This is a genomic window from Nonomuraea sp. NPDC004186, assembly GCF_053603495.1.
Genome location: NZ_JBSGFQ010000094.1, coordinates 37,470 through 50,751, shown reverse-complemented (window position 1 = coordinate 50,751; position 13,282 = coordinate 37,470). Strand labels below are relative to the sequence as shown.

16 protein-coding genes are annotated in these 13,282 nt (G+C 68.7%); 10 read left to right on the top strand and 6 right to left on the bottom strand.

Annotated features, from left to right (window positions below):
• On the bottom strand, positions 1 to 736 hold a 736-nt coding region (locus tag ACWEPL_RS48555), incomplete at its 3' end, for an ABC transporter ATP-binding protein (protein ID WP_452440281.1).
• 225 nt (positions 737 to 961) lie between these two features.
• On the opposite strand from ACWEPL_RS48555, the gene ACWEPL_RS48550 reads away from it, so the two are divergent.
• Complete coding sequence (locus ACWEPL_RS48550) at positions 962 to 1,300, top strand: MiAMP1 family antimicrobial peptide (RefSeq protein ID WP_350742186.1); 339 nt, start codon at positions 962 to 964, stop codon at positions 1,298 to 1,300.
• A gap of 51 nt (positions 1,301 to 1,351) precedes the next feature.
• Here the strand turns inward: ACWEPL_RS48550 and ACWEPL_RS48545 are convergent, their stop codons facing one another.
• Positions 1,352 to 2,113 (bottom strand): class I SAM-dependent methyltransferase, encoded by a 762-nt coding sequence (locus tag ACWEPL_RS48545; protein WP_452440279.1) that lies wholly within the window; start codon positions 2,111 to 2,113, stop codon positions 1,352 to 1,354.
• Positions 2,114 to 2,590: 477 nt separating this feature from the next.
• Here ACWEPL_RS48545 and ACWEPL_RS48540 point away from each other — a divergent pair, with 477 nt between their 5' ends.
• Positions 2,591 to 3,064, top strand: a complete 474-nt coding sequence (locus ACWEPL_RS48540; protein ID WP_452440282.1) for a protein kinase domain-containing protein — start codon at positions 2,591 to 2,593, stop codon at positions 3,062 to 3,064.
• Here the strand turns inward: ACWEPL_RS48540 and ACWEPL_RS48535 are convergent.
• Positions 2,976 to 3,620, bottom strand: coding sequence for a DNA alkylation repair protein (locus ACWEPL_RS48535; RefSeq protein WP_452440278.1), 645 nt, complete (start codon positions 3,618 to 3,620; stop codon positions 2,976 to 2,978). The two genes, ACWEPL_RS48540 and ACWEPL_RS48535, sit on opposite strands and share 89 nt — an antisense overlap.
• Positions 3,621 to 3,997: 377 nt before the next feature.
• Between ACWEPL_RS48535 and ACWEPL_RS48530 the strand changes: the two genes are divergently transcribed.
• The 5 genes from ACWEPL_RS48530 to ACWEPL_RS48510 are packed head-to-tail and all read left to right on the top strand — an operon-like array spanning position 3,998 to position 9,728.
• Entirely contained in the window at positions 3,998 to 5,443 is a 1,446-nt protein-coding gene (locus ACWEPL_RS48530) for an ABC transporter substrate-binding protein (protein WP_363978530.1), read from the top strand.
• Positions 5,440 to 6,384 (top strand): ABC transporter permease, encoded by a 945-nt coding sequence (locus ACWEPL_RS48525; protein WP_363978533.1) that lies wholly within the window; start codon positions 5,440 to 5,442, stop codon positions 6,382 to 6,384. The genes ACWEPL_RS48530 and ACWEPL_RS48525 overlap by 4 nt, the downstream gene beginning before the upstream one ends.
• Positions 6,385 to 6,386: 2 nt before the next feature.
• The gene (locus ACWEPL_RS48520) at positions 6,387 to 7,256 is read left to right on the top strand and encodes an ABC transporter permease (protein ID WP_350742199.1); all 870 of its coding nucleotides are present in this window, start codon (positions 6,387 to 6,389) and stop codon (positions 7,254 to 7,256) included.
• 13 nt (positions 7,257 to 7,269) lie between these two features.
• On the top strand, positions 7,270 to 8,070 hold the full coding sequence (locus ACWEPL_RS48515) for a creatininase family protein (RefSeq protein WP_363978536.1): 801 nt from the start codon (positions 7,270 to 7,272) through the stop codon (positions 8,068 to 8,070).
• The gene (locus ACWEPL_RS48510; RefSeq protein ID WP_363978539.1) at positions 8,067 to 9,728 is read left to right on the top strand and encodes an ABC transporter ATP-binding protein; all 1,662 of its coding nucleotides are present in this window, start codon (positions 8,067 to 8,069) and stop codon (positions 9,726 to 9,728) included. Before ACWEPL_RS48515 ends, ACWEPL_RS48510 begins: the two co-directional genes overlap by 4 nt.
• On the opposite strand, the gene ACWEPL_RS48505 is transcribed toward ACWEPL_RS48510, so the two are convergent.
• On the bottom strand, positions 9,729 to 10,409 hold the full coding sequence (locus ACWEPL_RS48505; protein WP_185069639.1) for a GntR family transcriptional regulator: 681 nt from the start codon (positions 10,407 to 10,409) through the stop codon (positions 9,729 to 9,731).
• Positions 10,410 to 10,467: 58 nt separating this feature from the next.
• Between ACWEPL_RS48505 and ACWEPL_RS48500 the strand changes: the two genes are divergently transcribed.
• Positions 10,468 to 11,199, top strand: a complete 732-nt coding sequence (locus tag ACWEPL_RS48500) for an HpcH/HpaI aldolase family protein (protein WP_363978542.1) — start codon at positions 10,468 to 10,470, stop codon at positions 11,197 to 11,199.
• A gap of 10 nt (positions 11,200 to 11,209) precedes the next feature.
• On the top strand, positions 11,210 to 12,004 hold the full coding sequence (locus ACWEPL_RS48495) for a carbon-nitrogen hydrolase family protein (RefSeq protein ID WP_452440277.1): 795 nt from the start codon (positions 11,210 to 11,212) through the stop codon (positions 12,002 to 12,004).
• A 76-nt stretch (positions 12,005 to 12,080) separates the two neighbouring features.
• Here the strand turns inward: ACWEPL_RS48495 and ACWEPL_RS48490 are convergent, their stop codons facing one another.
• Positions 12,081 to 12,425 carry an ester cyclase gene (locus ACWEPL_RS48490; protein WP_192789116.1) on the bottom strand — a complete coding sequence of 115 codons (345 nt, stop codon included), beginning with the start codon at positions 12,423 to 12,425 and terminating at the stop codon, positions 12,081 to 12,083.
• A complete protein-coding gene (locus tag ACWEPL_RS48485; RefSeq protein WP_452440275.1) occupies positions 12,422 to 12,769 on the bottom strand; it encodes a MarR family winged helix-turn-helix transcriptional regulator in 348 nt (115 codons plus the stop codon). Before ACWEPL_RS48485 ends, ACWEPL_RS48490 begins: the two co-directional genes overlap by 4 nt.
• A gap of 60 nt (positions 12,770 to 12,829) precedes the next feature.
• On the opposite strand from ACWEPL_RS48485, the gene ACWEPL_RS48480 reads away from it, so the two are divergent.
• The gene (locus tag ACWEPL_RS48480; protein ID WP_350742213.1) at positions 12,830 to 13,231 is read left to right on the top strand and encodes a hypothetical protein; all 402 of its coding nucleotides are present in this window, start codon (positions 12,830 to 12,832) and stop codon (positions 13,229 to 13,231) included.
• Positions 13,232 to 13,282: the final 51 nt, after the last annotated feature.

Sequence of the window (13,282 nt, the reverse complement as noted above, 5' to 3'; positions counted from 1 at the left end):
TGCCGACCTCGGTCTTCAGCTCGTCGGGCGTGCCCTCGGCGACTTTGCGGCCGTGGTCGATGACGGCGACACGATCGGCGAGCTGATCGGCCTCGTCCAGATATTGCGTGGTCAGCAGCACCGTGCAGCCGTCGGCGACCAGACCGCGGATGGTGTCCCACATCTGGCCGCGGGTGCGCGGATCGAGACCGGTGGTCGGCTCGTCGAGGAAGATCAGCGGTGGCCTGGTGATCAGGCTGGCCGCCAGGTCGAGGCGCCGGCGCATGCCTCCTGAGAAGTGCGCGATCGCCTTGTCGGCGGCCTCTTCCAGGCCGAACTGGCCCAGCAGTTCGGTGGCGATGCGCCGGGCGCGCGGCGCGGCGATGCCCTGCAGGCGGCCGAAGAGCCAGAGGTTCTCGCGGGCCGTCAGGTTCTCGTCGACCGACGCGTATTGTCCGGTGACGCCGACCAACTGGCGGATCATGTGCGGGTTGCCGGCCACGTCGACCCCGAAGATCTCGGCGCGGCCCGCGTCGATCGTCAGCAGGGTGGCCAGCATCCGTATCGTGGTGGTCTTGCCGGCGCCGTTCGGGCCGAGGACTCCGAAGATCTCACCGGGGCGTACCTCCAGGTCGATCCCGTCGACGGCGCGGTGCTCGCCGAACGTCTTCACCAGCCCTTGCGCGCGTACGGCCAGATCGGCGCCCCCGCCGAGGACGGGGCGGCCCTCGGTACGTCCGAGTTCTGTGATGCTCATGGCTTCACTTTCGGCGGTGCCGGTTTCACGGTGCCCTCGACCGGGTTTCACCGGTTGCCGCGAGCGAACCGGACCCTGCCGATCGGGGACGTCCACTCGTGATCGTTGCCGTTGTCACGTGTGGTGTAAGTGAGGCGCAAGTGACGATCAAGGGTTGATCCATATGTTCCTCTTGTCAGGAAAAATGCTTTCGCCCATAACCCAAGAGGCACCTGGAGAATCGACGTGAAGAGCATCAAGAGAATCGCCCTTGTCTGCGCCGTCTCTGCCTCCCTGGTCGCAATCATGGGCGGCGCCGCCAACGCCTCGACGGCCGAGGACGCCGGCTCGACGTACGTGGCCTACGAGGGGCCGGGCTTCACCGGCCAGACTCAGGTCATCGACAAGTGCGGCGTGACCAACCTCCGCTACCGCGGGTCGTACAAGTGGTACGGCTCCGGCCAGGCCGGCCGGATGCACAACCAGATCAACACCAGAGGGCCGGTGCACTTCACGCTGCCCGCCATGGGCAACGCGAAGCAGGGGACGGGCGTCGGCTGGAAGAGCATCTTCGTGGAGTGCTGACGCCCACAGCCGGTGCCCGCCCCGGCCGGTGTCGTGCAGGCGCCGTCGGGACTACTGGAAGCGTTCGAGCGTGAGGAGCGGCTCGGAGAATACGGGCGCCGGTGCGTCGGGATCGGCGGCGACGGCCTGCTCCAGGCGGCGGAAGCCGGACTCCAGCTCGTCGGGACTGAGCTGGGCGAAGAACGAGAGGGTGCGCAGGCGCAGCCGTTCGAGCATGTCAGCGCGAGTGCCGACGGACGGCTCGGTGACCGTGCCGAAGCCGGCAACGCGCCAGCCGGCCGACGTGAACATCGCGATGACCTCGTGCAGCGGCTGAAACAGCGAGGCGTCCGCCTCGAAGCCGCGGGGGAAGTGCTCCAGCCACCACGGCCTGGGATGGTGGTCGCTGAAATTCGCGCGCAATAGCAGCCGCCCAGCGGGCTTGAGCACCCTGGCCAGCTCTCGGACCGCCTGCGGCTTGTCCTGGACGTGGTGCCAGGACAGGAACATGAGAGCGTAGTCGGCGCTGCCGGACGGCACTGGTATGTCCTCGGCGGAGCCTGCCAGATAGCGCACCCCGGGATGCCGGGACTGCGCCTGCGCCACTTCGCGCATGCGGACCGACGGCTCGACGCCGGTCACCGGCCCGAATGTTCGCGCCAGCGCGGGGGTGTACCTGCCGGTCCCCGAGCCGACGTCCAGCCCCGTCAGCGGACGCCGCTCGGGCAGCACCGCTTCGAAGGCGCTGATCCATGTCCGCAGCTGCTGCTCGGAGAGCGCACGGCCACGCGCGTAGTCCTGGTACTGCTCCGTGTCGTAGTCGATCCGCCTCATCGCAGCTCCCGCATCAGCCGGGTTACGGCGAACCGTCAGCCCGATATATCGACTTGATACATCGGCACGATACGTAGTGTCCCGTCATGCCGCAAGAGGGCATGGGGGTCTGACGTAGCTGCACGGCGGTGGTGGGGATGGAGGGCGCACTAAGGTCATTTCGTGCTGCCTCTCTCGTCTGCGGATCCGGGCCAGATCAGCGCCTTCCGGCTGAGCGGCGTACTCGGCCGGGGCGGGCAGGGGTCGGTGTATTCAGGGGAGGACGCCGCCGGGGCGAAAGAGAGGCGAGGGGGTACGGTTCGGCAGCGGGCTGGAACGGCTGGCGGTGACCACCTTGACCGCGCTGGCCGCCGTCCACCGGGCCGGGATCGTGCACCGGGACTTCAAGCCGAGCAACGTGATCATGGACCCGAGGGGCCGGTCGTGATCGACTTCGGGATCGCCCGGGCGCTGGATCAGACCGCCACCAGCAGTGTGATGGGGACACCCGCGTTCATGGCGCCCGAGCAGTTCGCGGGCGGGGTGGTCGGGCCGGCGGTGGACCTGTTCAGCTGGGCCAGCACGATGGTGTTCGCGGCTACCGGGGAGCAGGCGTTCAAAGGGGACACGATGCCCGCCCTGATGCACGCCATCCTGACCACCGAGCCGGATCTGTCCGAGGTGCCGGAGGGGTTGCGGCCGCTGCTCGCGCGCTGCCTGGCCAAGAACCCGGAGGCACGGCCCAGCGCCGAGGAACTACTGGGCCTGCTGACGGGGCAGATGCCGCAGACCGCGCCCGTGCCGGACCGCCCGGCGCGCCTGGCGCGCTGCTGGGCTTCATGCTCGTGCTGCGGGCCGTACAGAGCAGAAACGCATCAGGCCACTACTGATCGTCCTGCCGGCGCACCATCTCGGCGATCCAGGTGGGCGCGAACGGAGACGTGCAGCCCGGGGAGGTCGGGTAGTCCTTGAGCACCTCCAGGCGCTCACCGATGTCGATCGCACGGGCGCGGTGCTCGGCGTGCTCGATCCCGATCTGGGCCAGGCAGTGGTTCATCGCCCACTGCAGGCGATCCGGGGCCTCTTTCATCTCCGCCTCGATGACGTCGAGCAGCCCTGAGAGGTCAAGGACCTCGGGCTTCTTCGCCACCCGTTCGGTGGTCAGCGCCCAGCCGGCACTCGCGACCGCTGGATCCGGATCGGCGGACCAGGCCACGCGCAGCTCTTCGGCGTGCGGGTTCTTCTTCACCACGTAGTTCACGAGCCAGTCGTGCACCTTGGGTGCGCGGGCCTCGCGAACCATGACGTCCAACTCGTCCCGCTCGAACGCCTTCGGCCGGCAGATCAGGATCGCCAGCAGTCTCGCCGCGGTGTCATCCGTCTTCCAGAGCCGGCCCGCGAGCTCCTGCTGCGTCTTCAGCCGCTTCGCGAGCGCGCGCAGCTTGCCGAGGTTCACACCGTGATCGTCACCGTGTCTCTCGTTCACCGCGCGTGCCTTCGGGTCCTCGAGTTCGGCCAGCTCGGCCATCACCTCGGCCACCGTCGTCTCGGCCACCTCAGCCTCCTGTCCGTTACGTGCGGGGTTCAGCCTACGACGGGTCATCGGGCGGACGTTTTGTCCTGGCCGGTATCTCAAATTCCGCCAGGCTGCAACCCGTTGACCCTGGTGTGAACGCCATGTATACATACGCAATACCTGATGGATCCCCAACCCAACGACTCAGCGCCAGGCCCTGACGAGGCGGAGATGTCATGGCAGTGATCAGCAGGCGAGGATTTCTCGCCGGAAGCGTAGCCACGCTGGGGGCAGCTGCCCTGACGGCCTGCGGCAGCCCAGAGACCTTGCCCCTATCGATGCAGGAAATCCGCCCGGGCGAGCGTGGCGGTGGACCGAACCGCGGCGGGGTGCTGTATTTCGGTCTCTCCACCGACCCGGCCAACCTCGACCCCCACCTCACCAGCGGCAGCGCCTCCGACTACCTGCGCCAGCTCGCCTACAACGGGCTGGTCCAGTACAACGGGGCCGGAGAGATCGTCGGTGATCTCGCGAGCGAGTTCGGCTGGGCCGACGAGCTGACCTACAAGGTCAAGCTGCGCCCCGGGGTCGGCTTCCACGACGGGTCCATGATGACCGCCGACGACGTGGTCTTCTCCTTCCGCCGCATGATGGACAAGGCGACCGCGGCGGCGTCCGCGCCGCTGCTCGACCAGGTGGCCTCCGTCGAGGCGCCCGACGCCACCACCGTGGTATTCCGGTTCAAGCAGCCCGACGTGGCCTTCCCGTTCGCCCTGGCCGCGCCCACCACCAACATCATCTCCAGGAAGTGGATCGAGTCGGGAGCGAACACCAAGACGCAGGTCATGGGCACCGGACCGTTCCGGTTCGTGGAGCGCATCCCGGGGGTGAGCACCACATACGTCCGGTTCGAGAACTACTTCGAGGACGGCCTGCCGTACCTCAACGGGATCGTCTTCCAGCCGATGGGCGACGACTACGCCCGCGTGACGGCACTGCGCACGGCGACCGTGGACATGATCGACTACGTCCCCGCCACCCACGTCGGCGTCATCTCCGAGAACCCGCGGCTGCGGTTCGTCTCGGACAAGACCTTCGGGTTCGGCTTCGTGGGCTTCGTGACCAGCCGGCGCCCCTTCGACGACGTACGCGTCCGCAAGGCCATCGCGATGTCGATCAACAGGCAGTCCGTCCTCGACACCGCGCTGCTGGGGCACGGCAAGCCGATGGACGGCGCCCTGATGTCGGAGACCTTCGCCCCGTACGCGCCCCAGCTCGCCGGCTCCATGCCCTACGACCCGGAACAGGCCCGATTCCTGCTCAAACAGGCCGGGCAGGAGGGCCTGACGCTGCCGGTGGTGACCACCAGCTCGTACTCGGTCATCGCCAGGCCCGCGCAGGCGATGCTGCCCGGCCTGCGCGCAGCGGGACTGAACGTGAACCTCACCCAGCAGGAGTGGCTGACCTTCCGCTCCAGCGTGTCGACCAAGGTCTTCCCCGTCCATTCCTGGGGGACGGCGCCGAAGTTCGGTGATCCCGCCTCGCTCGGCGACTTCATCGGCAGCACCGGCGCCTTCGCCAAGTACCTCGACTTCGCCGACGACAAGATCGACGAGCTGCTGACCCAGGCACGCAGGAGCTCCGACCAGAGCCTGCGCAACGAGATCTACCTGGACGTCGAGAAACGGGCCCTGGAGCTGGTCCCGATGACGTACACGATCCGCCGCGAGCAGGGCGAGGCCCACTACAACCACGTCAAGGGCTACGAGCACCCCCCGAAGGGCGCCTGGACCGCCACGGCCCTGCGCCGGACCTGGATGGAGAAGACGGCGTGAGGCGTTTCCTGGCCAAGCGGTTCGCCCAGGCGATCCTGCAGTTGCTCCTCGTCGGAACCATCGTGTTCTTCCTCGTACGGCTCATCCCCGGCGATCCGGCCCGGGCGGTGCTCGGCGACGCGGCCACCGACGAGCAGGTCGCCGCCACCCGGGCCGCGATGCACCTCGAAGAGCCGTTCTTCAGCCAGTTCGTCGGGTTCTGGACCCGGTTGGTCCAGGGCGACCTCGGCACCTCGCTGATCAGCGGCCGCCCGGTGATGCAGGACCTTCCGTCCCGGATCGGCAACTCGCTGGAGCTCGTCCTCATCGCGCTGGCGATCTCGCTGGTGGTCGGCATCGCGCTGGGCCGGATCGCCGCCACGCGCGCCGACAAACCGGCCGACCACGCGCTGGTCGCCGGGTCGATCTTCGGGATCTCGCTGCCCGTGTTCGTGATCGGCACCTTGCTGCTGCTGGTGTTCGCGTTCTTCATCCCGATCCTGCCGCCGCGCCGGTTCGCCTCGCCGTTCGACGATCCGCTCGCCCACCTGCAGATCCTCATCCTGCCCGTGGCCACGTTGACGGCGGCCTCGTGCGCGGTGGTGACGAGGATGACCAGGGCGTCGATGCTGGAGACGCTCAACGCCGACTACGTCCGCACGGCTCGGGCGAAGGGCCTGGTCGAGAAGCACGTCATCAACCGGCACGCGCTGCGTACGGCGCTGCTCGCCGTCGTCTCCGCGACGACGGTCGAGCTGACGACGCTGATCGGGAGCACGGTCCTGGTCGAGACCATCTTCGGGTGGCCGGGGATGAGCTCCCTGCTCATGAACGCCGTGGGACAGCGCGACTATCCCGTCATCCAGGCCGTCGTCCTCGCCGCGGCCACCATCGTCATCCTGGTCAACCTGGTCGGAGACCTGGTCGCCAGGGCACTCGACCCCCGGGCGGAGGATAACTGATCATGGCCACCGTGCTGTCAGGCGCGCCTGCGATCGAGAGCGCCGGCAGGAGGACCTTCCTCCGGCGCATGCTGTCCAACCGCCGGACGTCCGTCGCGGGCGCTTTCCTGCTGCTGATCGCGATCGTCACGCTGTTCGCCAGGCTGATCGCGCCGTACGACTACCGAGACATCGTCGGCAAGCCGTTGACCTCGGCCTCCGTGCTCGGCATCGACGACTTCGGGCGCGACGTCCTGTCGCGCCTGCTGGTCGGGCTCCAGGTGTCGCTCGGGGTGGCGCTGTCGGCGGTGCTGGTGGCGGCGGTCATCGGGGTCGCGCTCGGGCTCGTGGCCGGGTACGTCGGCCGCTGGGCTTCGACGATCATCATGCGCGGGATCGACGTCCTGCTGAGCTTCCCCCCGATCGTGCTGGCCATCGCGGTGGTGGCGATCATGGGCCCGGCCCTGGTGAACGTCGTCCTGGTGATCGGCGTCCTGTACATCCCGAGGTTCACCAGGATCGTCTACACCCAGGTTCTGGCCATCCGGAACCTGGAGTACGTCGAAGCCTCGAAGATCATGGGCGCGCGGCCCGCGGGAATCCTCGTCGGGACGATCCTGCCGAACGTGGCGGCGCCCATCATCGTCCAGCTGAGCCTGTCGGTGAGCTTCGCCATCCAGATGGAGGCCGGGCTGAGCTTCCTCGGCCTCGGCGCGCAGCCGCCGCTGCCCTCGCTCGGGACCATGGTCGGCTCGGGCCGCGACTTCCTGGAGGTCCAGCCGACGCTGCTGCTCTATCCGTCCGTGCTCATCATCCTCGTCGTCCTCGCGCTCAACGTGTTCGGGGACGGCATCCGCGACCTGCTCGACCCGCGGCGCCGTGGCACCAACTGAAAGGACCGCATTCATGACCCTCCCTTCCACCCACAGGCTCGGCGAGCTGTCCTGGACCCAGGTCAAGGAGCTGGCGGAACGGGACCCGATCATCCTGCTGCCGATCGGCGCGGTCGAGCAGCACGGCCCGCACCTGCCGATCCACGAGGACTCCATCGTGGCGGAATGGGTGGCCGACAAGCTGGCGAAGGAGAACGGGTGCTATGTCGCGCCCGCCCTCCACTACGGGCACTCCGGGGTCTTCCGCGGTTTCAACGGCAACCTCTCGCTGAGCCCGGCGACGCTGCGCGCCGTCACGTACGAGATCATCGAGGCTCTGGTGCAGTCCGGCTTCCGTCGCGTGATCATCATCAACAACAACGGCGGCAACGTCGGGCCCGTCATCGACGCCGGCCTCCAGGCACGTCATGACCTGGGCGTTCTCGTCGGCCACCTGTACCCGTGGCAGCTCGGCTACGCGCTCATGCGGGACGTCTACGACGACCCGGCCACGGCGTACGGCCACGGCGCGGAGCCCGAGCACTCCGCGATGCTCGCGATGTTCCCCGACCAGGTCCAGAGCGAGCTGGCCGTCTCGGGCGGCCTGGCGTCGGGCAGCGGCTGGACCCCGACGAGCTACACGGAGGCGGCGATCCCGGGGCACGACGTGCGCGGGACCGTCCTGTGGGACTTCTCCGAGGTGAGCGCGACCGGCTGCACCGGCGACGTGAGTCTCGGCAACGCGAAGACGGGCGAGATCTGGATCGAGCGGGTGATCGGTTTCTGCTCCGCCTACATACAGGAATACGACCGGAACACCTCGAGGGACGCATGACAACCGGCACGAGTCCCGCCGAGCCGATCCTCTCAGTCGAGGGGCTCTCGGTGGACTTCCAGATCGCGGGCACGTGGGTGCCCGCCGTCAAGAACGTCAGCTTCACGGTCGCCAAGGGCGAGGTGGTGGCGCTCGTCGGGGAGTCCGGCTCGGGCAAGTCCGTCAGCTCGATGTCGGTGCTCGGGCTGCTGGCCAAGAACGCGCGCCGTCGCGGCAGCATCCGGTACGGCGACACCGAGCTGCTCGACCTCGGCGAGGAGGCCCTGCGCGACATCCGGGGCAAGCGGATCGCGATGATCTTCCAGGAGCCGATGACCGCGCTGAACCCGGTCTACACCATCGGCGAGCAGATCATCGAGGCGATCCAGTGCCACGAGCGCGTACCGGCCGCCGAGGCCCGCTCACGTACGTTGGAGCTGCTGAGGAAGGTCGGCATCCCGGAGCCGGAGTCGCGGATCGACAGCTACCCGCACCAGCTCTCCGGCGGCCAGCGGCAGCGCGCGATGATCGCGATGGCGATCGCCTGGTCACCCGAGGTCATCATCGCCGACGAGCCGACCACGGCCCTCGACGTCACGGTGCAGGCGGAGATCCTGGAGCTGCTGCGCCGCCTGCAGAAGGACCTCGGCTCGGCGGTCGTGGTCATCACCCATGACATGGGCGTGGTCGCCGACCTGGCCGACCGGGTGGTGGTGATGAAGCAGGGCGAGGTCGTGGAGGAGGCCCCGGTCGCCCGGCTGTTCGCCGAACCCCGGCACGAGTACACCACCAAGCTGCTGTCCGCGGTGCCCCGGCGCGGCCAGGCCGAGCCGGCGCCGTCCGGCGGCGACACGCCGGAGGGCGCCACGCTGCGGGTCGCCGGCCTCCAGGTCGAGTACCCGGGGCGGCTGGGCCGCAAAGGGTTCAAAGCGGTGCACGACATCAGCTTCGAGATCGGGAAGGGGAAGGTCCTCGGCCTGGTGGGCGAGTCGGGCTCGGGCAAGTCCACGATCGGCCGGGCCATCGTCGGGCTGGTCCGCGCCACGTCCGGCACGATCGAGATCTGCGGACGTGACGTGACCGGGCTCGGCGCCAGGGAGCTGCGCGGGTTCCGCAGGAAGTACTCGATGGTCTTCCAGGACCCGGGGTCCTCGCTCGACCCGCGCCGGTCGATCGGCGACTCCATCGCGGCCCCGATGATCATCAACCGGTACGCGGGCCGCACCGCCGTCCACGAGCGGGTGCTGGAGCTGCTCGACCAGGTGGAGCTGCCCAGGAACTGGGCCGGCAGGTTCCCGCACGAGCTGTCGGGCGGCCAGCGGCAGCGCGTCGGGATCGCCCGCGCGCTGGCGCTGGAGCCCGAGCTGCTCATCGCCGATGAGCCCACCTCGGCGCTGGACGTCTCCGTGCAGGCCACGGTGCTGCGGTTGTTCCAGGAGCTGCAGGACAGGCTCGGTTTCTCCTGTCTGTTCATCAGCCACGACCTGGGTGTGGTCGAGCTGCTCTCGCACGACGTCGCCGTGCTGCAGCAGGGGCGGATGGTCGAACACGGCCCGGCCCGCGAGGTGCTGAACGATCCCCGGACGGATTACACCAGGAGGCTGGTCGCGGCGGCGCCGGTGCCCGACCCCGCTGAGCAGGCCGAGCGCCGCGAGCTGTGGCGGGCGATCGCCAGGTGATCACCTCAGGTGGGAGACCACCCGCTCGTCGGGCCGCAGGTGGTTGCGCAGGGTGCGTTCGGCGGTGTCGAAGTCGTGCATGGTCAGGGCCGCGAGCAGGGTGCGGTGCTCGGGGTTGATGACCGCCAGCCGGTCGGGGCGCGCCGCCACGGCGCTGACCCCGATCCGCTGGTGCCGTGGCTGGAGGCTGCTGAACAGGTCGGTCAGCACGGTGTTGCCCGTGGCCCTGACGAACGCGAAGTGGAAGAAGAAGTCCATCTTGGCGTGCTCGGCGATCGCGTCGCGGTCGCCCGCCCTGCACCGCGCCACCATGTCCGGATCCTCCATCAGGTCCAGGTGCGCCGACAGCTCCTGCGGGATGTCGGTCTTCTTGTCGCACAGGATCCGGAAGCCGTGGATCTCGAGCACAAGCCGCATCTCGTACGTCTCGAACAACTCGGCAGCCGTCACGCTGCGCACCTGCGCGCCGCGCCTGGGCAGGAGGTCGATGTACTTCTCGGCCGCCAGGCGGTGGAACGCCTCACGGACGGGAGTGCGCGACACGCCGGCCTCGTCGCAGACCAGCTTCTCCTCCAGGAAGGACCCCTCGGGAAACCGGCCGCCGAGAATCGCCTCGCGCGTCCATCGGTAGGCACGCTCGCCCGCGGTAGCCGCCGGCGCGATGTCCGGTTCCCAGTTCATGCCACCCCCACGTTCGTGTGTATACACAGCGTATACTAACCATGAGAAGGAGTATCCGTTGCAGCGGAGATACGCCGCCTGGCTGTCCGGTCCGAGTTTCGCCGCGGCCGAGATCGTGGCCGACCTGGGCTACGGCGCGGTGGTGCTCGATATCGAACACGGCTCTTTCGACCTGGCCGACCTCGAACGCTTCATCCCGTTCCTCCGTGGTCTCGGCCTGGAGGTGCTGGCCAAGGTGCTCGGGCCCGAGCGGGGGCCGATCCAGCAGGCCCTCGACTTCGGCGCCACCGCCGTCGTCGTGCCCCACATCGAGGGCGCCGCGCACGCGGCCGCCGTCTGCGCCTTCGGGAAGTTCCCCCCTCTGGGCGACAGAAGCTTCGCGGGCGGACGAACGGCGCGGTACGGCGGGTTCGACGACGAGTGGATCGTACGCCAAGATCGCGAGACCCGCGTCTACCCGATGATCGAGGACGCGGGCGCCATCGAGCAGATCGACGACATCCTCGCGCTCGACACGGTCGACGGCGTCTTCATCGGCCCCAGCGACCTGTCCATCCGCCGCGGCCGGGGCGCCTACTCCCGCTCGGAGGGGGACTTCGCCGACCTCAAGATCGTGGCGGACGCGGCCCGCGCCGCGGGCAAACCCTGGGTGCTGCCCGCGTGGTCGCCGGAGGAGAAGGCGTTCGCCCTGGAGAACGGCGCCGACCAGCTCGTCCTGACCATGGAGCACGGCGCCATCATGGCCGGTTTCAAGGCCGCGCTCGACCAGACCCACGAACTCACCCACTAGGAGACCCTGCATGCTCGTCACCGTCGGACAGTTCAGCGCCACCACCGACAAGTCCGCCAACCTCGACGCCGCCACGGGGCTGATCGAACAGGCGGCGGCCCAAGGGGCGCGGCTCGTCGTCCTGCCGGAGAACGCCATGTACTCCAACCCGGACGTGACGGCCGACATCGTCCCCGACTCGGAGCCCCTCGAAGGGCCCTTCGCGACCGCCCTCGGCGCGCTGGCGAAGAAGCACGGCATCGCCGTCGTCGCCGGCATGACCGAGGCGCCGGCCGGGGAGCGCGGCAAGCCCAGCAACACCGTGCTCGCCGTGGACGCGGGCGGCGACCAGCTCGGCGTCTACCGCAAGGTGCACCTCTACGACGCCTTCGGCTACCGCGAGTCCGACCGGGTGCAGGCGCACGCGCCGGAACCGCTCGTCTTCACCTTGGACGACCTCACTTTCGGCGTCCTGACCTGCTACGACCTCCGTTTCCCGGAGATGGCCCGGTTCCTGGTCGACGCCGGAGCCGAGGCCTTCGTCGTACCCGCCGCGTGGGTCGCCGGGCCCGCCAAGGAGGACCACTGGATCACGTTGGTCCGCGCCCGCGCGATCGAGAACACCGCGTACGTCCTGGCCAGCGGCCAGACCGGCCCCGTCTGCACCGGGCAGAGCGCGGTCGTGGACCCGATGGGCACGGTGGTGGCGTCGGCGGGCGAGGCGCCGGGAGTGGCGTCGGCCGTCATCGGCGCTGAGCGGCTGCGCGCCGTACGCGCCAAGAACCCGAGCCTGGTCAACCGCCGCTTCAAGGTGCTCCCCGCCTGAGCCGGGCTCAGTGGATCGGACCAGGGAAGAGACGTCAAGCGGTTTCGGCGCCACAGCCGTGCGCCGAACCGCTGTGTCAGGAGTCGCGTCGCAGCGACGACAGCCCCCACAGCTCGGCGATCCGTCCGTCGCGCACGCGGAAGATCTCCAGCATGGTCGGTGGTTGCCGCCCGGGAATGCCGTGCACGCTCGTACGGACGGCGGCCGTGTCCCCTTCGACGACCATGTCCTCGACGACGACCCGGGCATCCGGGAAGGTCTCGTGGAACCGTTGCCACGACCGGGTGACGCTCTCGGGGCCGGTCGTGTCCAGAGGGTGGCTGTAGAAGTCCGCGGTGAAGATCTCCGCCGTGGCGGCGTGGTCGTGGGCGTTGAACGCCGCGTACATGCGCCGGGCAGCGGCCCGCACGTCTTCGGTCATCGGCTCTCCTGCTCGATCATGTTCGCGCGGATGCGGTGTAGAACGCCCAGCACGATCTCCTGCTGTTGCGGGGTGACGCCGTCGAGAAGCCGTTCCTGGTACGCCTGGTGCGATCGCTCCAGATCGGCCGCGACGCGCTCGCCGGCGGAGGTCAGCGCGGACAGGGTGTAGCGGTTGTCCGCCGGGTCCAGGCGGCGACCGACCAGCCCTTCGGCCTCGAACTCCTTGACCAGCCGGGTGACGCTCGCACCGTCGATGCCCAGGGCATCAAGAGTCGGCTTGGACTTCGGACGGCGCTGCGTAACCGGATGTTCTACGGATGGTGAGGGGGCGGCTTTACGCACGATTCGGACGACCGGTATGGTGCTTTTGTCAAGATCTACTTACCTTCATGGGGTTGAAGCATGACTCGCAAGAAGCTCGTATCCGTTCTCCTCGGCTCCGCCGCCACGGCCGCTCTGCTGCTGTCCTCGGCACCGGCAAGCGCGGCCTCCACCGCGACCAAGGCTGGTGCGGCGTCGGCCCGAGCCGGGATCGAGCGCGACAGCGTCAGTTGCTCCAAGCCCAGGGGCAAGTGGGCCAACTACTCCTGGGGTGAGGGCAACACGACCGCGACCATCTACTTCAACAACCACTGCAGCCACAAGGTCAGTGTCAAGATCATGTTCGTCAGGAAGGGCTCGGTCGGTGACAAGGCCGCCAAGTACCGCTGCATGACCGTCAACGCCCACACCAAGGGCAAGAAGAAGTTCTACGCCGCCGCCTACAAGCCGTACTCCGTGAGCCGGGTCGCGCGCTGCAGCTGAGCCGGAGGCGCGTCTAGCGCTTGCACGTCGAAGGCCACTTCCTGAGGTCAG